We start from the raw sequence: 18,109 nt of genomic DNA, 5'->3' as shown, positions 1-18,109 counted from the left end.
ATACTTTTCCATTCTCTGTACAACAAAAAGCTCTCGCCCTACGCCTGTTGTACAGACATAGGGACGAGAGCTGTAGCTTCCCGCGGTTCCACCCTACTTGGTCCTGCTGATTCGCCGACACAATTCAGTCTTCAGCGATAAGCAAAACCCACTTTATCGTTTCACCATGCTCCCGGGTGCCCTGTTCATGAATATCTCCCACCAGGCTTCCACCGCCCCCGGCTCGCTATTTCGCGGATGATCATTCACTACTTTCCCGTTCAATGCATGTCAGTATTCAAAAAACTAATAAACTGATAAATATAATACCTCATTCTATATCTTACGTCAAATATTGTACTTGTCCATTTGGTCCAAAAAGTTTTGCGATTTCAGACGCAGCCCAAGCTGCATATCCATTAAGGCCCGCATGACTTTTTTGAGCTCGGCCTTGGTTTCGTCCTTTACATCCACATTGCCCAGCCGTCTTAAATCCAGCCGTCCAAACAGGCGCAGCAGCTTCAGTGTTCTGGGTGAGATCGCCATCGCCGGCGGATCCAAATGTTTGCAATAACGGCACAGTACCCCTCCAAGCCGGGGGCTCACCAACATATCCTCGTCTTTTCTGGGCTGATTGCACGATATGCACACATCCAGCTCCGGCCCGTACCCTGCAGTCTGCAGAATTTTCATCTCGTACAGATTGATGATAATTTGAGGATCCTTATCCTCCTGAAGCGCCTCCAGACAGGCTTTGAGCTGATGAAACCAAAAAGCGCCCGTCTCCTCATCCTGCAGCACCCGATCCAAGAGCTCGCAGGCATAAGAAGCATAGGCCGCTTTCACAAGATCCTCCCTGAGCCCGTGGTGAGACTCCATGATCTCACCGGCATTCAAGTTGCCGAGCCCCGTACCATTTCGGAAGAAAACATACTCTCCATAGGTAAATAGCTGTGTCAGAGCAGCATGTCGGCTTTTCACCTTCTTTGCTCCTCTGACCAGCACGCCTACCTTGCCCGATTCTTTGGTGCAAAGTGTAATGATTTTGTTCCCTTCACCGTAGTCCATGCTGCGGATGACAATCCCTTCCGCCCGATATAGCATGCGCTTTCCCCCAACCATTCCTGGAACAACCAATAATTACTCGTCTTCTTCATGCGGGGCCGCCTCATCTTCAACGGATGCAGCTGTAAGAACCGACTCACCCTCGGTTTCCTTATACAGCAAATACGCATCGACATCTCCAGTCATCGCAAAATACTTCCACGAAAAATCTCGCATTCGTATTCATCCTCTCTTCGGAAATGACGTTTCGCATCTACGAAAATTAGGATGTGCGCCTAGAGCAGATTTATGAAATGCAATTGTTGGCAGGCGGCACCGTGTATGATTTGCCTCCGATTTGCACTGCGGCTTTATTACTCCCCGCGGTGAAATCCGAGATCGCGAAGAACGCGTTCTTGATTGCGCCAATCTTTTTTAACTTTAACCCAGAGCTCCAAGAAAATCTTGGATCCGAGCAGCCTTTGAATATCCTGACGGGCTTGTCTGCCAACTTCTTTTAGCAGAGCACCCTGCTTGCCGATAATGATACCCTTCTGGGAGTCGCGTTCAACAAAAATAACGGCTGAAATATATACAGTTCCGTTCTCCTCCACCCGCATATCCTCAATGGTAACCGCTATGGAATGAGGAATTTCCTCTCTTGTCATGTGCAAAATTTTCTCGCGAATCAGCTCTGCGCACACGAACTGCTCCGGATGATCCGTCACCTGATCTTCAGGATAATACTGTGGGCCAGGAGGCAAATACTTCTGTATCTGTTCTAGCAGCGTGTCAACATTGCTGCCGAGCTTCGCGGAAATCGGGACGATCTCTGCAAAATCATGCAGCTTCCGATACTGCTCAATCAGAGGCAGCAGTGCGGGCGGCTCAATCTTGTCGATTTTATTCATCACCAGGATGATCGGAGTCTTGATCTTTTGCAGCTGCTCGGCGATGTAACGGTCTCCCCCGCCGATGCCCTCCGAAGCGTCTACCAGAAATAAGGCGGCTTCCACTTCACCTAGCGTGCTCAAAGCAGTCTGATTCATGTAATCCCCAAGCTTGGATTGACGCTTATGAATCCCCGGCGTATCCAGAAAAACCACTTGGGAATCGTTGGTCGTATATACGCCATGAATTTTATTTCTTGTTGTTTGCGGTTTGTCCGACATGATGGCAATCTTCTGACCGATCACCTGATTCATCAGCGTTGATTTTCCTACGTTCGGTCTCCCGATAATAGCCACAAACCCGGACTTAAATTGTTTTTTTTGCATACCATTCCTCCGCTACTGTTCCTGTATCTACGTGTTGTGTAAACCTTGATTTGATCCTATTCATTTGCAGACTTACTTGTTTAAATCCCATGGACCGAACGCTCCCGGCAGCAGTTCGCTGACGGTCGTCTCCTTGATATCACCCTTCATATTGCCCATGATCACCTTCATATCCGGCTTGCACAGCTCCACCAGCACTTGCCGGCATACCCCGCATGGCGTGCACGGGCCGTCCGTATCGGCAACAATGGCAATGGCTTGGAAGCTCCCTGCTTCATGACCGTCGGCAATCGCACGGAACAATGCGGTGCGCTCAGCACAATTGGTAGGACCGTATGCGGCATTCTCTACATTACAGCCAAGATGTACCTCTCCGCGCGAATCGAGCAGGGCTGCTCCCACACCAAATGTTGAATAGGGTATGTAAGCCCGCGTACGTGCTTTAATCGCTTCCTGCATTAACAATCCTGCTTCCATGTCTAGTTCCTCCTATTTATTCAACTTGTCATTGATTGCATCCATTCCCATACCGGTTCATAGAAGACCAGAATGCCGATCACGACGGCAAACACCGCTGCAACTAACGCTGCACCGGCTGCTGTATCCTTAGCCACCCGAGCTAATACATGTTCTTCTGGCGAGATCAGATCGATAACGGCCTCTACCGCAGTATTTACCAGCTCCGCGATAAATACGAGGGCAATCGCCAATACCAAAAACAACCAACTCACTCGGTCCAATTGCAGCAAAGCTGCTGCGATGAATACAATCAAGGCAGCAGCAATGTGGATTTTCATATTGCGTTCCGTTTGTACAGCCGTCAAGATGCCTCGCATCGCGCACCCAAATGCCCTGTATAACGATTGTCTGTGCGGCTTCACTATCTTGTCAATCCTACTTCTGCAAGTACAGCCTCCTGTTTGCCCATCATTTCCGCTTCGCTCGCCTCATCTTGATGATCATATCCGAGCAAATGTAGAAATCCGTGAACAAACAGAAAACCGAGTTCCCGTTCCAACGAATGGCCGTATTCTTCGCTTTGCAGCTTGGCCCGAGGAACCGAGATAATGATATCTCCCAGAACATCCGGAACGCTCTCCAGTTCTTCTCCCTCTTCCAGCTCATAAATGATCTCGAGCTCATCGTTCGTAATTTCATTCATCGCAAAGGAGAGGACGTCGGTCGGACGATCGATTCCCCGGTACTCCCGGTTCAATTCATGGATCTGTTCATCATCGACAAAGGTCAGATCCACCTCTCCATCGGTTACTCCTTCAGCCTCTCCGGCCTTCTGAAGAATCACTTCAAGCAGGGCGATCAATTCCTCGCTAATCTGAAAATCCTCTTGTTCATTATTCCATGCCAGCTGCAGGCTCATTCTTATACGCTCCTTCTCTGTTCCTCACTCGTTGCGGATGTCTCGGAAGCAGTCGATATATCGCCATTTGGGGCGGACGGCTTGGGACGCTTCACATCTTCCGGGTATTCGATCCGGGAATGGAAAATCCCCATCACCGTCTCCTTTAACGTCTTGGCGATAATATCCAATTCCTTCATCGTTAAATCGCAATCATTAAACTGATGGTCATCCAGGCGGCCTTTGATAATCTTCTCGATCATCGATTCAACCTGTTCCACCGTCGGTTTACGCAATGAACGGACAGCCGCTTCCACGCTGTCGGCAATGCCGACAATTGCAGACTCCTTGGATTGAGCCTTCGGCCCTGGATAACGGAAATCATCTTCAGTGAAATCCGGTTCGATGCCCTGCTCCTCAGCCTGGCGAACCGCTTTATGATAAAAATAGTGTAAAAACGTTGTACCATGATGCTGCTCTGCGATATCCCGTATCGGTTTAGGGAGCTTGTACTCCTTGAGCATTTCCACGCCATCCCTTGCGTGAGCAACGATAATGGATTTGCTCAGCTTCGGTTCAATGGAATCATGCGGGTTCTCCATATTGTTCTGGTTCTCGATAAAATAGATCGGCCGCTTGGTTTTTCCGATATCATGATAGTAGGAACCGACGCGGCACAGCAGTCCGTTGGCGCCTATCGCTTCCGCCGCAGCTTCGGACAAGTTTCCGACCATGACACTGTGATGATAAGTTCCTGGCGTCTCCGTCAGCAGTTTACGAAGCAGCGGATGGTTCGGGTTCGATAATTCCACCAGCTTCAGTGCCGACAGAATACCGAAGGTGACTTCGAAGAACGGCATTAACCCGATAACCAGGATGGCCGTTAACAATCCGCCCGCGATGGCAAAACCGATCGAATACAGCGTTTCGCTCGTAGTCCATGTATCGTTATTGAGCAGCAGCATAATGAACACGATCAAGGCGCCGAAGAGAGACGCCATAATGCCGCCCTTCAACATCGTCGACCGCTGGCTTGCGCGGTGAATCGAGAAGATCGCCACGCAGGAAGTCACGGCTGCGAATAACCCGAATTTGAAGTCAAACAATTCGCCTTGGACGTTCAATATGACACTTGCCATGATGCTGAAAATGATGACGCTGAAATAGGCCAACGAGGTTTCCAGCAGCAGGGTAACCAGAATCGCGCCAATCGCGACCGGCGCAAGATATCCCACATACATCTGGGAATCGCTTTGCAGAAATGCGGTCAAATGCATGGTGATCAGCGTGATCACATACACCAAGACCAGCATCAGCAGCTGCGAGTTGTTATATTTGAATTTGCCGGGTTCCGACTGCCGGATGAAAGTCAGTATGCCAAGAGACAGCAAGACGGACAGTAGCAGCACGCCCAGCTCCGGCCAGTAATTAATATCGTCCTTCAGCAGGCCGTTTTTACCAAGCAGCTCATACAGCTCCGGTGTGATAAGCTGGCCTTTCGCCACGAGGATGTCCCCTTGTTTGATAAATACGGGCGGGGTATTCTCCCGGGCCTCAACCTTCGCATTCTTCGTGGCAACCTCATCGTAGAACTTATTGGCCGTAATCGTTAAACTCGCCAATTCCTGAACGACTTCCCTGGCGGTCCGATCATTCAACGAACTTGTGTTCACTCTCTCAGCCACGCGGGTACGGGCCGTATCGGCATCGACGATCTCGTTTAGCATCAGCCTGGATACGATCTCGCGAGCTACAGGCTTCATCTGAATAATATCTTCGGAATTCAACCTCGGCATCTTAATGAATGTTTCCTCTGGAATCCGATAGGTTTGTTCTTCGATGACCCGCTGCATTTCCTGAAGCAGCTCTTTGGAATAGGCTTCGTTCGTGCTGTTGGCCGACACGAAATTTTGCACGAATTCTCTAGCCATTCTCGGAATTTCATTTCGATAAATTTCAACTTTTTCGGCGGAGCTGATATCCACGTCCTGGTTCAAACGTTCAATCCGGTCAAGGATTTGCGTGACCAGAACGTCGTTTCGCAGAGGAACGAGAGGGTAAATCGGCTGGACGTTCTCCGCAGCCGCCTCCTGTGCCTTCAGCGTTGCCTTGCTATCCTCAATTTGTACTGGTGCTACGATATTTTTTTCGCTTTTCGTATTGACCTGTATGTCATACCGCTCCGGCAAAAGCTTGGATGCTAGACTGATATAAAAGAGTAAAGCAAGCAGCAAAAACAGAATATAGCGTGTTGCCACGCTATATTTCCATCCGCTGTTTTTACCCCATATGGACTTGTCCGTCGATGGTTCTTTGGAGGCCATTGCGACAATCCCCTTTAATCTTGGTTTTCTGCTGCTTTATCATAAGCGACGATGATTTTTTGTACTAAAGAGTGACGTACAACATCCTGTTCGGCAAAATAGACGAAGCCGACTTCCTCAATTCCGCTTAATATCGTTTTAGCTTCGATAAGTCCTGATTTTTTGCCCCGCGGCAGGTCAATCTGGGTCACGTCCCCTGTAATGACCATCTTCGAGCCGAATCCAAGCCGTGTCAAAAACATCTTCATCTGTTCCGGCGTGGTGTTCTGTGCTTCATCCAAAATAATAAATGAATCATCCAGCGTCCGCCCGCGCATGTAAGCAAGCGGCGCGATTTCAATCAAGCCACGCTCTAGCGCCTTGGCCGTTTGATCCGGGCCCATCACATCGTATAAGGCATCGTACAATGGTCTGAGATAAGGATCGACCTTCTCCTGCAGGTCTCCGGGCAGGAAGCCCAGGCTCTCTCCAGCCTCTACAGCCGGCCTTGTCAAAATGATCCTTTTGACGGATCCTTCCTTTAGTGCGGCAACAGCCAAAACGACGGCCAGGTAAGTTTTCCCTGTACCTGCAGGACCGATACCGAATACAATATCCCGCTTCTTGATGGTGGTCACATAGTGCTTCTGACCGATGGTTTTTACACGAATAGGCTTACCCTTGAAGGTTGTCGTAATCTCGCCCTTGTACAGATCCAGCAGCTGATCGGCCCTCAGATCCTTGGCGAGTTCCACAGCATAAAGAATATCACGCTCGGTCAAAATGTAGCCGTTGCGCACAAGCTGGAGCAGCACTTCAAACAGCTGCTGAAGACTCTCCACATTTCGATGTTGTCCCCGAATCGTGATGACCGCTTCCCGTGAATCAATCGTCGCAGGAATTTCTTTTTCGATTAATTTAAGAAATGTATCTTGTGGTCCGAATAAGGACAGACCCTCTGACGCGCTTTGAAGTAAAATTTGAATGCTGGTCGTTTGCTGTGACAAATAGCCTCATTCTCCTTGATCGTATACTATGGGAAGTTCTTTTGCGATGGTCTCTTCCACCTCAAAAAGCACTTTCATATAAACTTTACCATTCTCTTTCTTATCATGCAAAATTTTTTGGCTTACGAATTTTGAATCTGTTCCATATTTCGCCAAAATATCCCGGCGTGCCCCCTCGATTCCCTCTTTTTTCGCTTCTTCCTCGCTTATGGTCCGCTGGACCTCGGTAACCTCCATAATCTTTTCGGTCATCCAGCCCAGCGGAAGCACGCGCGTCCTCCACGTAAGCGGATCATAGAAGGTCAAGGTCTCCTGCTGGGAGAACGGAATATCCCCGTAGCCCCACAACTGAACGGCCCGATCGCCAAAAACGATATAGGAGCGCTTCTTCCCTTCCCCCGTATACACCTTATGGGTCTTTACCAATGGGATTTCGATATCGTATTCATGCCATACAAGGCCTTTCACTTCCCCTTTGGCTACAATTTGTTCCGAATTTTCCTCATCCCCAAGGACACCGGAGATCAGAATATCGCCCTTCTTCACCCGGCTGTTGATCCCTACTTTGGGAACCCCCTTCTCAGCGTATATATAGGTGATGACAGCGTCCTGCGTACTGATCAGATGCCTCGGACTCTGGAGCGGCGGTTTCTCCGGTACGGCCGCCTCCACAATCTGTATGCGTATGCGTGTCCCATTGCGTTCCACCCCTACCCATGAAGTTCCCGGAAGGCGGGCGGTCATATTCCCGGACAGCTTGTCCATCGATTGCAACTTGAATATCCATTGAAACGGGTAGATGCCTTCCTGCTTCGCCGCATCAAGCACATCTTCCGAAGCGATCGTTTCATTCCCCTCGACTTCTACGTTCCACACCATCGAGGAAAGCGTCAACAGAATCATAAAAAACGCAACAACGCCAATAACAAACGCTTTGCGTTTCAACAGGCGGCGGGCTTTGAAGGGGTATCCGTAGCGCCCCTTGATACGCGTACGGCAGCCTGTCCGTTTTAACAGCGGACGGAGCCCTCTGAAATCCTTCAGCAGCAGCTTAAGCTCTGCTGAGTGGGCTCCTGTCGGTGTTACATCCCAAACCGGAATCCCCGCCTCCGCCAATGAATTAATGAATGCTTCCACATGCTCACCGCGAACAGCGAGCTTCAAATATCCTCGAAGATGGATCATCGTCGGAATCTTCACGGTTTCTCCCCCGTTCCTATGTATTGAATATGATGAATGGTGCCAATGATGGTCACTTCATGACTTTGAATAGCCTGAATCGCAAGTCCGGTCCCCGAAATCTCCAAAGAACCCTGCGTTAAAGACAACACAAGTCGTTCCTCGGAAAAATGCCGGACTCCGCGATGATTTTCGATATGCAGCTCTTTATTGCCAATCAGGGTCAACCGCGGCAAATCAAATAACAGGTCCTGTGGCAAATCAAGCATTTCTTGGGTCCATTTCTGCAGCTTGCGGCTGATGCGGGACATATGGAGACTTTCCCCCTTCCTGTACTGTACACCTTATGCCCCAAGAAGCTGTTTTATGAGATCAAAAGTAAAAAGACCGCCCCGTCAAAAAAATCTGACGAGGCGGTCTCCCGCTTCTATAAATCTATGAATTGAGTCTAATTTACGTTGATCTTGTACAAGAAATTTGGCTCGAAGAGCTCGAAAGAATCCGCTAATTTAACGGCGAGGATTCATGGGGCGCTTGGCACGCGGAGTTCCCAGAATTTCGGCCCAAACAATGCCGTTTCGAGCTTGTTCTGCAAGAAACGATCCACTGCCCCTAGACTGTTCACGATCTTCATCTCGGCTTTCGACAACCGTTTCAGGTAATGCGATAGTCATCTGGTTCAAATTCGAGTGAATCCGGTTCAAATCCCTCTCCATCATCTCGATTCTATGATCTATGCTATCGGGGTGAGATCTCATCTCTTCCTCACGTCTCGCTCGATCAATCTCTTGATGTTCCAGAGAGTATCCGTTCCCGGTATCCATTTCTTCTTCATCCATCCGCTCGATCCGGGTGCTTTCCTGAACAGGTGCCGGACGGGAGACTTGCGGAGTCGTCTGCACCCGTCTAACTTCAGGCCGCTGAGGCCGCTGCTGCCCCGGTCTTGCAGGACGGTCCCCTTCGCCGCCGAAGGACGGCATACGGGGATTTTTCCCCTCCTCAGGGTTCTTGCCGCGTCTTCCGAGGGCGGAGATGATGAAGAAGCCTATAACAGCTACAATGTAAAAATTTTCGATTAACCAGCTCACTATAGGCTCACCTCATCGTTACTTGTTTTTGTTGTCTCCGGGATTGTCATTATTTTCACCCATCTTACCGAAGGAACCCCTCATTTGCGTGTCGGCTTCGATATTCTTCAGGTTCATATAATCCATCACGCCCAGTTGACCGCTGCGAAGGGCTTCAGCCATAGCCAATGGAACTTGGGATTCCGATTCCACAACGCGCGCTCTCATCTCTACGACGCGAGCTTTCATCTCTTGCTCTTGGGCTACCGCCATCGCGCGGCGTTCTTCGGCCTTCGCCTGGGCAATGCGCTTGTCGGCTTCCGCCTGTTCTGTTTGCAGGTATGCACCAATATTCTTACCTACATCCACGTCCGCGATATCGATGGACAGAATTTCAAATGCTGTTCCCGCGTCGAGTCCCTTGGACAGGACCGTTCTGGAGATCAGGTCCGGGTTCTCAAGGACATCTTTATGCGAATTACTGGAACCTACCGTCGTTACGATACCTTCACCGACACGAGCAATAATCGTCTCTTCGCCAGCACCCCCGACCAAACGGTCAATGTTGGCACGTACGGTTACACGGGCTTTAACTTTGACTTCAATACCGTCTTTGGCTACGGCTGCTACAACCGGCGTTTCGATAACACGAGGGTTAACGCTCATTTGCACCGCCTGCAGAACATCACGTCCGGCAAGGTCAATCGCCGCAGCTCTTTCAAACTCGAGCGGAATATTGGCGCGTTGGGCTGCAATCAAGGCGTTGACCACCCGGTCTACGTTACCGCCTGCGAGATAGTGACTCTCCAGCTGGTTGATGTTAAGGCCAAGTCCTGCCTTGGTTGCCTTGATGAGCGGATTCACAATCCGGCTTGGGGTTACGCGCCGCAGGCGCATGGCCACCAATGTAATAATCCCGATGCGCACGCCGGAAGCGAGCGCCGAAATCCAGAGCATTAACGGGAAGAAACTGAAAAACACGCTAAGCACGATAATCGCGACAACACCGATTAGAAGAATCGGTACCAATGAACCATCCAATTCCATATTCGTTTACCCTCCATTATTAAATATTTGCCTTCATCACTTGGATCGTTTAAACACTAGCCCTTTTAATACTACACAATTCCGTGACGAGGTTCACCCTTTTTCTTCCTCTACCACAATTCTGGTGCCGTCCGTTTTGATGACGCGGACCGGTCGACCGGAATCGATGAATCCTCCGAGGGTAACCACATCAAGCCGCCGTCCCTCAAGCTCCATCGTTCCAGCCGGTCGAAGCGGCGTAATCGAAGTTCCGACCAGACCGATCAGTACATCCCGGTCTTCATTCGGAATATACCCCTGCTCTTTGGATAAGCTGTCACTGAGAATAAACTTCCGCCATATTCCCCGTTCCTTAAATACGAGAGCGACCACGATGATAGCCACCAGAGCACAAGCCGCCCCAATACCTAGGGATAGAGCCACATGAGACGTGCTGTAGGCCGCCATAACAACGCCGGCAATCAAGCTGGCTGATCCAATGATGCCCAGTATCCCGAAGCTTGGCACAAACAGCTCCATCGCCAGCATCACGATACCGATCACAAACAGCAGCCAATTCTCCCAACCGGCAAATCCGGCGACCTGGTTACCGAAGAAATACAGTACGAATGCAACCACACCAAGAATTCCCGGCACACCAAAGCCCGGAACGATCACTTCGATAATGACACCTGCAATACCGATGAAGAGCAGGAGCGCCATGACACCGGGATGCGTGAGGAAGGTAGCCAGCTTCTCTGAGAAGGTCTGCTCCATCCGAAATACGTCCTGCGTGGAGTAGTCCATCCACGTGATGACTTCTTCCGTGCTGTTCGCAATCGTATCCGCATAACCCGTCTTCAGCGCTTCATCATGCGTCAAGGATATGATATCGCCTGGCTGCTTTGTCAAACCGATTTCAGGCACTTCAACCTTTAAATTGAGGTCAGCCATTCCTTTGGCGATCTCCGGATTTCGGCCTGAAGCTTCAGCAGCACTAGCCATGCTGGTTTTCCACCAGGAAACCATCTTGGCATCCTCGATCGGATTCCCCCTGGCATCCACCATATAAGCCGCGCCAATCATACTGCCCGGCGACATGGCAATCTTGTCTGCGTTCAGCGCAATGTAACTCCCGGCCGATGCGGCATTACCCGTGATGTAAGCCACAACCGGAATATCGCTGCCCTTCATCAAGGCTGCAATTTTACCCGCTTGGTCAACCAGACCTCCCGGCGTATCAATTTCCAGGACGATCAGTCCTGCCGCCATCTCCTCGGCTTCCTTAAATCCACGCTCCATAAAGCTGGTTAAGCCGCGCTCGATCTGCTGCTTGACCGGAATGACATACACCGACCCGATGTTCGCAGCCACCGCGGATTTCACCGGACCTACATACATTCCGATCGATATCAGCATCATAATGGCTGCTGCCGTGAATGTCAGCAATTTGCGGATCCAAAACGGTCTGCTCATCTGTTCCCCTCCTTTTCGACGTATTAAGCCATCTGTACCCTAACTTCGACAAAAAGGGTTCAGCGACCTGCCTTTTGCATAAGCATATGTATCTACTTGCCCTCATATGGTAGTTATTACGAATCAGAAACGATTTCGTTTCAAAAAGTATGCCCATCCTTAAAAAAAACCATCGCGAAAAGGCGATTCTCGAAAACATCCCTCGGATAAAAAGAAAAAACACCCCTTGAGAAAACAAGGGGTGTTTCACTTATGTTGTTACAGAAATTGTTGAACAACTTGATTGACAAGCTTTCCATCTGCACGCCCTTTAACTTTCGGCATGAGAGCGCTCATTACTTTACCCATCTCGGCTTTTGAAGAAGCACCGGTTTCCTGGATGGTCTGCTGTACAATGACTTTAATTTCTTCTTCAGTAAGCTGTTCCGGGAGGTAGGCGCTAAGGAGCTCAATTTCTGCTTTTGCATCGGCGGCAAGATCGTCGCGTCCCGCTTTTTCAAATTCTTGGAGGGCATCTTTGCGCTGTTTGATTTCACGACTAAAAATATCAAGCACTTCGTTGTCATCCAAACTTCGTTTCAAATCTATTTCAAGATTTTTTATCGTCGAACGAACCATTCGAATCGTTGAGAGTTTGAACTTGTCCTTACTCTTCATCGCTTGCTTCATATCTTCGTTCAATCGTTCGCTAAGATTCATGCTAGTTCAGATCCTCCTAAAACTTTCTCTTACGAGCAGCCTCGGACTTTTTCTTGCGCTTTACGCTTGGCTTTTCATAATGCTTGCGTTTCTTCACTTCAGCCAATACGCCATCTTTAGCAATGGAACGCTTGAAGCGACGAAGTGCAGCATCAATTGTCTCGTTTTTGCGAACTTTAGTTTCAGACACCAGTTTTCCCTCCCTCCGACCAGACCGTCCAAGAGCATTAACACGGTTCATCAAACTTCATTATAGGGCAAACGGAAATAAGGTGTCAACCTTAGGCGTCTATTTTACGATAGTCGAAAGAATTGGAACAACCCCGCTGCGACATTGGACAGCGAGGCTGATCTATTTCTTCATTGGCCCGATGTTATGTATGAGCGGGCGAAATGCCTGTTAAAGCGCCTAAACGGCGACCGCCCATCAGGTGATAGTGCACATGAAACACGGATTGTTCCCCATCGGGTCCGCAGTTGTTAATTAATCGGTAACCGCTCTCCGCAATGCCCAGCTTCGCAGCGGCTTCTTTAGCCGCTTTGTGCATCTCGCCAATCAGCAGCAAATCTTCATCCTGAATATCGTTCATGGATGCGATATGCTTCTTGGGAATAATCAGGACATGAACCGGCGCCTCCGGATTAATGTTTTGAAATACAAGCACCTTATCATTTTCGAGTACCTTCGTGGAAGGAAGCTCACCCTCTACGATTTTGCAAAAAAGACAATCCATCACGGTTACCCCTTTCATACGTTTACATGCTTTTATCATATAAGAAATTAGGCAATGCGTCCAATAGATGACAATTAGGGACGACACAAAAAAAAGAGAAGCACCCCTGGAACGCAGCTGTCCAGTAAGGAGGCGCTTCATCACGAGAGCAAGGGAAAAGATAGGAATCTCTCATGATCAAGCGCCTGCCCGGTGCTTCTTATATATGTCGGCTTATCTGTACTATAACAGGGCCATGTTGCTGTTTCCGTGATTTAGATCACATCATCCATGGTTCGCTGCTACATCGATTCGATTGCAAGCTTCGAGCCCGCACCCGCTTGCTCTGCCGGCCGTACGACCAGCTTGCGCGGCAGACGTGCCCGAAGCTCGGGCACATGACTGATGATGCCGACGGTCAGCTTATCCGTATGGAGGCGCTCAAGCGCGGTAATAACCGTCTCCAGCAGCTCCGGATCCAGCGTACCGAAGCCTTCGTCGAGGAAAAAGAACTGCAGCGGATATTGCCCGCGCAGCTGAATCTGTGCCGAGAGTGCCAAAGCCAAGGCTAATGAGGTCAGGAATGTCTCGCCGCCGGATAGTGTGGATACCGGTCGCCGGACGCCGCCGTTGGCATCGTCCCGAATGACGAATCCTCCACCGGAATCCACCTCAAGCGAGTAGCGCTGCTTGGTCAAGTAGCGAAGACGCTGGGAAGCCGACTGACTTACCTGCATCAGCTGTTCCTCCGCAATGTATTCAACAAACGCGTTTCCGCGCAAGCAGGACTGCAGTTTGGACAAGCGCTCGCTCTCCCGTTGAAGGCTAAGACGCTGCTCTTCCAATTCCATAAACCGGATGTGACGTTTATTCAGGTCTTCCAAGTCCCGCTCGGCTCGGGCCCTCGCCTGAAGAGCCTCCTCATCGGCTGTACGGGCCGCCTGAAGCTCGGCTGAGCACCGTTCCCACTCCTCTTCATGAAAAGGGCTGGCGCCAAGCTTCTGTTCGACGTCGCGAAGTCTCAGCGTCCATTCCCGCTGTCCTTCCCGGTGTGCTTTCACTAACTGGACACAACGTTCAATTTCTTCCGCGGTTAAACAGGCTTCCATGACGGCACGCTCCGTAGCGAACGGTGAGGCTGCCAGTTGGTTCTCCCAAGCAAGCTTGGCGGCTTGATGCTGCTCCTGCGCAGCTCTCTCAGCCTGTTCTGCAAGAGCCGCTTCCTTGGCTGCATGCTGAGCCTTCTCTTCCGCCTTCCTGCACTCGCTTCTGGCTTGTTCAGCGGATTCCTTCAGCATCGACATCCTGGTCCGGCATTCGCTCAGCAATTCCTCAGCCGACCGGTCACCAATCCATGCCTGAAGCCGCTCTTCTTTATCCTTCAGCCCCTCCGTCTTTCCTTCACGCTGCGCGTCCCATTGAATCAGCTGCTTCTCCAGCTCACGAAGCTGCTGCTCCAAGCGAAGGACGGCCTGCTTCTTCTCCTCAATAAATGGTACGCTGCGCTCAAGCCCTTCCTTAATCGACTCGGATTCCGCATCCTTCTCCTGCATGAGCTGAAAACGGCCGACTGCCTCCTCCAGAGAGAAATCCGGCTTGCCTTCCTGCCAGGAATTCAGAATGCCCTCAGCTTCTGCTTCCAATCCTGCAAGCTGATCGCGCAGCTGGTTCCATATCATTTGACCATTCTCAAGCGCAGCGTTCTGTTTCATTAGCTCCTGCTGGCATGTAAAGAGGCTCTGCTGTACCTTGGACGCTTCCGTACGGCATTGCCCGATGGCAGCAGCCTGAGTTTCGGCTGCTTTCATGAGCCGGGCCGTATCGGAGGCAAGCCTTTCGACATCGTACGCTTTATCATCGGCAGGTATAGCTGACACTGCCGCTTCCATCCATCCGCGTTCCTGTTCCTGCCCGTCGGGTTTGACGGCAAGCAGGTCGTCATCTGCGTACGGCTCAATTTGCGAACGCGCTTGGCTTGCCAGCGCTTCCGCTTCGTTAAGCTGCCCCCGCAGGGTTAATCTGACCTCCTGGATCTGATGAGTGATCTGCGTCAGCCGATCCATGCTCTCATCAAGATCATCTTCAGGCTGCCCTGATGAGGCGGCAGGGAGAGGATGATGTTCACTTCCGCAAACCGGACAAGGCGCTCCTTCCTGAAGCTCGGCGGCCAGTGAAAGGGACAGCGCACGAAGCTGTTTGTCGCGAAGCGATTGGCTCATCGCCTGTTTTACATGAGCTGCCGCGGCTGCCATCCGATCGGCAAACGACGAGGCTTCGGCTGCATCACGCTGCAAGCTGTCAGCTTGCACGGAGAGCTGTATGTAGTGCCGTTGCAATTCTTGCTCCTGCTTCTGCAGGGCAACACGTCTAGCCTCTTGCTCCTTCAGCCTGCTCTCCTGCGACTTTAACTCGAGCTCAGCCTTTTGCTTCTGTCTGCCGGCTGACTCAAGCGCTTGAACCTTCTGCATCGCCATATGAAGCACCTGGCGATCACCAGAGCTAGTCTCAAGCCCTTTCAGCTTGTCCTGCAGCTCCTCCTGCCGCTTTCGCCCTCGTTCGAGCAGCTCCTGCTCCTTCTGCAGTTGGGCAGTTACCCCATCAAGCTCTTTACGGGCATTCACTCGCTGTGCGTCGAGTCTAATCAGTTCGTCCCGTAATCCATCACGTTCCCGCTGCAATAAAACAGCTTGCTCCAGCTGCTGCTCCCGAAGCACCAGCTTCGGCTCCTCGGCCCGAAGGGCTGCCTGGGCTGCTTCATCCGCCTTTACAGCCTGCTCCGCCGCCTGCTGAGCGGATGCAGCTTGTGCGGTGAGTCCTTCGGCAATCTGCCGCCGATGATCCCAGGCCTTGCCGGATTCGCGCCATGCTTCAAGCGCAGGGAGAACAGCGGCTGCCGCCCCTGTCAGCTCAAGCCGTCGTTCCAGCTCCTTCATCTCTTCCTCATGAAGGGCGAGTTCATCCAGCTTCCCCTGCAGCCGCCGTTTTTCCATATCCAGCTCACGGATTTTCCCCATAGCTTCATGGGCTTCCATGGCGGCCCGGAGAAGATTCCGGGATGACGCCGCGTGATTCTTGGCATCTTCCAGCACCATAGTGGCTTCCGCCAAAGCTTCTTTCCCTGCACTGCCCAACCCCTGCTGTTCAGCTTCGACGGATTTCAGCGAACCCTCTGTATCCTTAACACGCCGGCTGAGCTTGATTGCGAGCTGGTCTCCGTACCGTTCCAAATGAAACAGCCGCTGAAGCATCTGCCGACGCTCACTCCCCTTCAGAGAGAGGAATTCGGCGAACTTTCCTTGAGGAAGGACAACCGCGCGGGTAAAATCATCCATTTTCAGTCCGATTTTCTCTTCTACGCAGCGGGTGACCTCGGCCAGTTTATCCGCCATCACTTGATCCCCATCGGGAGTAACGTGGATAAAACGGCTTATTGTATTGCTTATAGAGAGCTCGTTGACCCGTTTGAATCGGCGCTCTACCCGGTATCGCTCCAGCCCGGCAGCGGAAGACAACTCAAACGTAAAGGAAACGGACAAACTGTCCTCTGAATGGTTCATGATGCCCTGGGTTCCGTTAACCGCACGCTCCACCTTTCCGTACATGGCTAAGGTAATAGCATCCAGCAGCGTGGATTTCCCGCTTCCCGTCGGTCCGAAAATACCGAAGAGTCCGGTTTCGCACAACGTCTCAAAATCAATCTCCTGCGTATCTCGGTAACTCTGCAGTCCGGATAACTTCAACAAGATTGGTTTCATCTACGACTTCACCTCCATCCCGTCAGACTCCTCTTCCTCTACAAGCTCCAGAAACAAATCGACCAGATGATCCTCGGGCTCCGCCCCGCCGGTTTGCCGCTGGTAGAACTTTCGGAACAGATCCGGCAGCGGCAGTCGGGAGCGCTCGCTCTCCAGCTCCAGCGCCTCCATCTCCGGGTATACCGGACGGATGTGAACAATGCCGTCCCTGCTCTTTCGGAGTCGCTGAATGTCGGCAAGCCCCATGGCATCCGTTAGGGATACCTCCAGATCTATGAAGGCTTCGGGATCACGCCCCTCATCAAGCCAACGATACACTTCTTCCAAGCCGCCCTTGGCCTTCCAGCGAACAAGCGGGCGGCCGCTGCTAAGAAACAGCTCCTCGATCACGGGGGCTCCTCCTGGCGATACGTCAACCAGAGTCACCGATTTGGCCTGTCCCGCTTCCGAGAAGCTGTAGGCGAGAGGTGAACCGCTGTAACGGATCATTCCCTCTCCTTTTACTGCCTGAGAACGATGCAGGTGACCAAGCGCCGTATAGGATGCGCCTACAGAGAGTGCCAACGGATCAACCGTGTACGCTCCACCCACCTGAATCGGTCGCTCGGAATCGCTCTCGACGCCGCCAAGCACATAGATATGGCTCATGGCCAGATTGACCGTCTGCGGAGAAAAATCCCTTGCCATCATCCTCATCAGTTTTCCGACTCTCTCGCTATAGGCACGCCGGAGCTGATCCTCGTCTCCATCGATCGAAAGCAGCTCGTTGAGCCTGGCCTCCGAAGGATAAGGGAGTGCTGCAATCTTGGCCGTTTCTCCGGTACGTGCCGCTGAAACAGTGATTGCATCGGCAACAGGGGTACCAATCAGGGTTATGCCCCTGGTTGCAACAAGCGGCGTGACCGATGCAACCCGTTCCGGCTGATCATGGTTGCCCGCAATGACCACCATAGGGCGCCCCCCCTCCGTAAGTCTGGCGGCCGCATCGTAGAACAACTGCTCTGCAGCCGCAGGCGGATTGACGGAATCATAAACGTCCCCCGCCATGAGGATCAGATCCGCCTGCTCTTCATCTGCCAGCTTAACCAGCTCATCCAAAAAGCGCTCCTGCTCTGCAAGCCTGCTCCGGCCTTCGAGTGTGCGCCCCAGATGCCAGTCTCCGGTATGCAATATACGCATCGCTATTCTCCTCTCCCGCTTCAAACTTCCCAATCAAACCAATAGAAA

General features: G+C 51.4%; 18 protein-coding genes. All 18 read right to left on the bottom strand.

The window, feature by feature from the left end:
• Positions 1 to 327: 327 nt before the first annotated feature.
• Positions 328 to 1,083, bottom strand: coding sequence for a DNA repair protein RecO (recO, locus tag PAEVO_RS01180; protein WP_100535918.1), 756 nt, complete (start codon positions 1,081 to 1,083; stop codon positions 328 to 330).
• A 36-nt stretch (positions 1,084 to 1,119) separates the two neighbouring features.
• Positions 1,120 to 1,260 (bottom strand): YqzL family protein, encoded by a 141-nt coding sequence (locus PAEVO_RS01175; RefSeq protein WP_074961956.1) that lies wholly within the window; start codon positions 1,258 to 1,260, stop codon positions 1,120 to 1,122.
• Positions 1,261 to 1,397: 137 nt separating this feature from the next.
• Complete coding sequence (gene era / locus PAEVO_RS01170) at positions 1,398 to 2,300, bottom strand: GTPase Era (protein WP_100535917.1); 903 nt, start codon at positions 2,298 to 2,300, stop codon at positions 1,398 to 1,400.
• Between the two features lie 72 nt (positions 2,301 to 2,372).
• Positions 2,373 to 2,777 carry a cytidine deaminase gene (gene cdd, locus PAEVO_RS01165; protein ID WP_100535916.1) on the bottom strand — a complete coding sequence of 135 codons (405 nt, stop codon included), beginning with the start codon at positions 2,775 to 2,777 and terminating at the stop codon, positions 2,373 to 2,375.
• A gap of 20 nt (positions 2,778 to 2,797) precedes the next feature.
• Positions 2,798 to 3,181 carry a diacylglycerol kinase family protein gene (locus PAEVO_RS01160; RefSeq protein ID WP_481856478.1) on the bottom strand — a complete coding sequence of 128 codons (384 nt, stop codon included), beginning with the start codon at positions 3,179 to 3,181 and terminating at the stop codon, positions 2,798 to 2,800.
• The gene (gene ybeY, locus PAEVO_RS01155; RefSeq protein ID WP_100535915.1) at positions 3,181 to 3,678 is read right to left on the bottom strand and encodes an rRNA maturation RNase YbeY; all 498 of its coding nucleotides are present in this window, start codon (positions 3,676 to 3,678) and stop codon (positions 3,181 to 3,183) included. The genes PAEVO_RS01160 and ybeY overlap by 1 nt, the downstream gene beginning before the upstream one ends.
• 2 nt (positions 3,679 to 3,680) lie before the next feature.
• Positions 3,681 to 5,981 (bottom strand): HD family phosphohydrolase, encoded by a 2,301-nt coding sequence (locus PAEVO_RS01150; RefSeq protein ID WP_100535914.1) that lies wholly within the window; start codon positions 5,979 to 5,981, stop codon positions 3,681 to 3,683.
• Positions 5,982 to 5,995: 14 nt separating this feature from the next.
• Positions 5,996 to 6,967: a PhoH family protein gene (locus tag PAEVO_RS01145; protein ID WP_009590792.1), complete on the bottom strand. Its 972-nt coding sequence runs from the start codon at positions 6,965 to 6,967 to the stop codon at positions 5,996 to 5,998.
• 6 nt (positions 6,968 to 6,973) lie between these two features.
• Complete coding sequence (gene yqfD, locus PAEVO_RS01140) at positions 6,974 to 8,167, bottom strand: sporulation protein YqfD (protein ID WP_100535913.1); 1,194 nt, start codon at positions 8,165 to 8,167, stop codon at positions 6,974 to 6,976.
• The gene (gene yqfC, locus PAEVO_RS01135; RefSeq protein WP_071222936.1) at positions 8,164 to 8,457 is read right to left on the bottom strand and encodes a sporulation protein YqfC; all 294 of its coding nucleotides are present in this window, start codon (positions 8,455 to 8,457) and stop codon (positions 8,164 to 8,166) included. The genes yqfD and yqfC overlap by 4 nt, the downstream gene beginning before the upstream one ends.
• Positions 8,458 to 8,655: 198 nt before the next feature.
• Positions 8,656 to 9,234, bottom strand: a complete 579-nt coding sequence (locus PAEVO_RS01130) for a hypothetical protein (protein WP_100535912.1) — start codon at positions 9,232 to 9,234, stop codon at positions 8,656 to 8,658.
• A gap of 18 nt (positions 9,235 to 9,252) precedes the next feature.
• Positions 9,253 to 10,260, bottom strand: a complete 1,008-nt coding sequence (gene floA / locus PAEVO_RS01125) for a flotillin-like protein FloA (RefSeq protein WP_100535911.1) — start codon at positions 10,258 to 10,260, stop codon at positions 9,253 to 9,255.
• Positions 10,261 to 10,353: 93 nt separating this feature from the next.
• Positions 10,354 to 11,715 carry an NfeD family protein gene (locus PAEVO_RS01120; protein WP_100535910.1) on the bottom strand — a complete coding sequence of 454 codons (1,362 nt, stop codon included), beginning with the start codon at positions 11,713 to 11,715 and terminating at the stop codon, positions 10,354 to 10,356.
• Positions 11,716 to 11,973: 258 nt separating this feature from the next.
• Positions 11,974 to 12,414: a GatB/YqeY domain-containing protein gene (locus tag PAEVO_RS01115; RefSeq protein WP_006209020.1), complete on the bottom strand. Its 441-nt coding sequence runs from the start codon at positions 12,412 to 12,414 to the stop codon at positions 11,974 to 11,976.
• A gap of 16 nt (positions 12,415 to 12,430) precedes the next feature.
• On the bottom strand, positions 12,431 to 12,604 hold the full coding sequence (gene rpsU / locus PAEVO_RS01110) for a 30S ribosomal protein S21 (protein WP_005547957.1): 174 nt from the start codon (positions 12,602 to 12,604) through the stop codon (positions 12,431 to 12,433).
• 184 nt (positions 12,605 to 12,788) lie between these two features.
• Positions 12,789 to 13,148, bottom strand: coding sequence for a histidine triad nucleotide-binding protein (locus PAEVO_RS01105; protein ID WP_071222932.1), 360 nt, complete (start codon positions 13,146 to 13,148; stop codon positions 12,789 to 12,791).
• Between the two features lie 281 nt (positions 13,149 to 13,429).
• Complete coding sequence (locus PAEVO_RS01100; RefSeq protein ID WP_100535909.1) at positions 13,430 to 16,882, bottom strand: AAA family ATPase; 3,453 nt, start codon at positions 16,880 to 16,882, stop codon at positions 13,430 to 13,432.
• A complete protein-coding gene (locus PAEVO_RS01095; protein ID WP_100535908.1) occupies positions 16,883 to 18,061 on the bottom strand; it encodes an exonuclease SbcCD subunit D in 1,179 nt (392 codons plus the stop codon).
• Positions 18,062 to 18,109: the final 48 nt, after the last annotated feature.

Source organism: Paenibacillus sp. GM2FR (assembly GCF_002803325.1).
GTDB lineage: Bacteria > Bacillota > Bacilli > Paenibacillales > Paenibacillaceae > Paenibacillus_AQ > Paenibacillus_AQ lautus.
This window is presented reverse-complemented; position numbering and strand designations above follow the sequence as displayed.

What these genes read in the sequence shown, in the direction of transcription:
- ybeY (WP_100535915.1), bottom strand. Translation starts at nt 3,678, where the DNA reads ATGAGCCTGCAGCTGGCATGGAATAATGAACAAGAGGATTTTCAGATT.
- PAEVO_RS01150 (WP_100535914.1), bottom strand. Translation starts at nt 5,981, where the DNA reads ATGGCCTCCAAAGAACCATCGACGGACAAGTCCATATGGGGTAAAAAC.
- PAEVO_RS01095 (WP_100535908.1), bottom strand. Translation starts at nt 18,061, where the DNA reads ATGCGTATATTGCATACCGGAGACTGGCATCTGGGGCGCACACTCGAA.
- cdd (WP_100535916.1), bottom strand. Translation starts at nt 2,777, where the DNA reads ATGGAAGCAGGATTGTTAATGCAGGAAGCGATTAAAGCACGTACGCGG.
- PAEVO_RS01105 (WP_071222932.1), bottom strand. Translation starts at nt 13,148, where the DNA reads ATGGATTGTCTTTTTTGCAAAATCGTAGAGGGTGAGCTTCCTTCCACG.
- floA (WP_100535911.1), bottom strand. Translation starts at nt 10,260, where the DNA reads ATGGAATTGGATGGTTCATTGGTACCGATTCTTCTAATCGGTGTTGTC.
- PAEVO_RS01120 (WP_100535910.1), bottom strand. Translation starts at nt 11,715, where the DNA reads ATGAGCAGACCGTTTTGGATCCGCAAATTGCTGACATTCACGGCAGCA.
- PAEVO_RS01100 (WP_100535909.1), bottom strand. Translation starts at nt 16,882, where the DNA reads ATGAAACCAATCTTGTTGAAGTTATCCGGACTGCAGAGTTACCGAGAT.
- yqfC (WP_071222936.1), bottom strand. Translation starts at nt 8,457, where the DNA reads ATGTCCCGCATCAGCCGCAAGCTGCAGAAATGGACCCAAGAAATGCTT.
- era (WP_100535917.1), bottom strand. Translation starts at nt 2,300, where the DNA reads ATGCAAAAAAAACAATTTAAGTCCGGGTTTGTGGCTATTATCGGGAGA.
- PAEVO_RS01115 (WP_006209020.1), bottom strand. Translation starts at nt 12,414, where the DNA reads ATGAATCTTAGCGAACGATTGAACGAAGATATGAAGCAAGCGATGAAG.
- recO (WP_100535918.1), bottom strand. Translation starts at nt 1,083, where the DNA reads ATGCTATATCGGGCGGAAGGGATTGTCATCCGCAGCATGGACTACGGT.
- PAEVO_RS01175 (WP_074961956.1), bottom strand. Translation starts at nt 1,260, where the DNA reads ATGCGAGATTTTTCGTGGAAGTATTTTGCGATGACTGGAGATGTCGAT.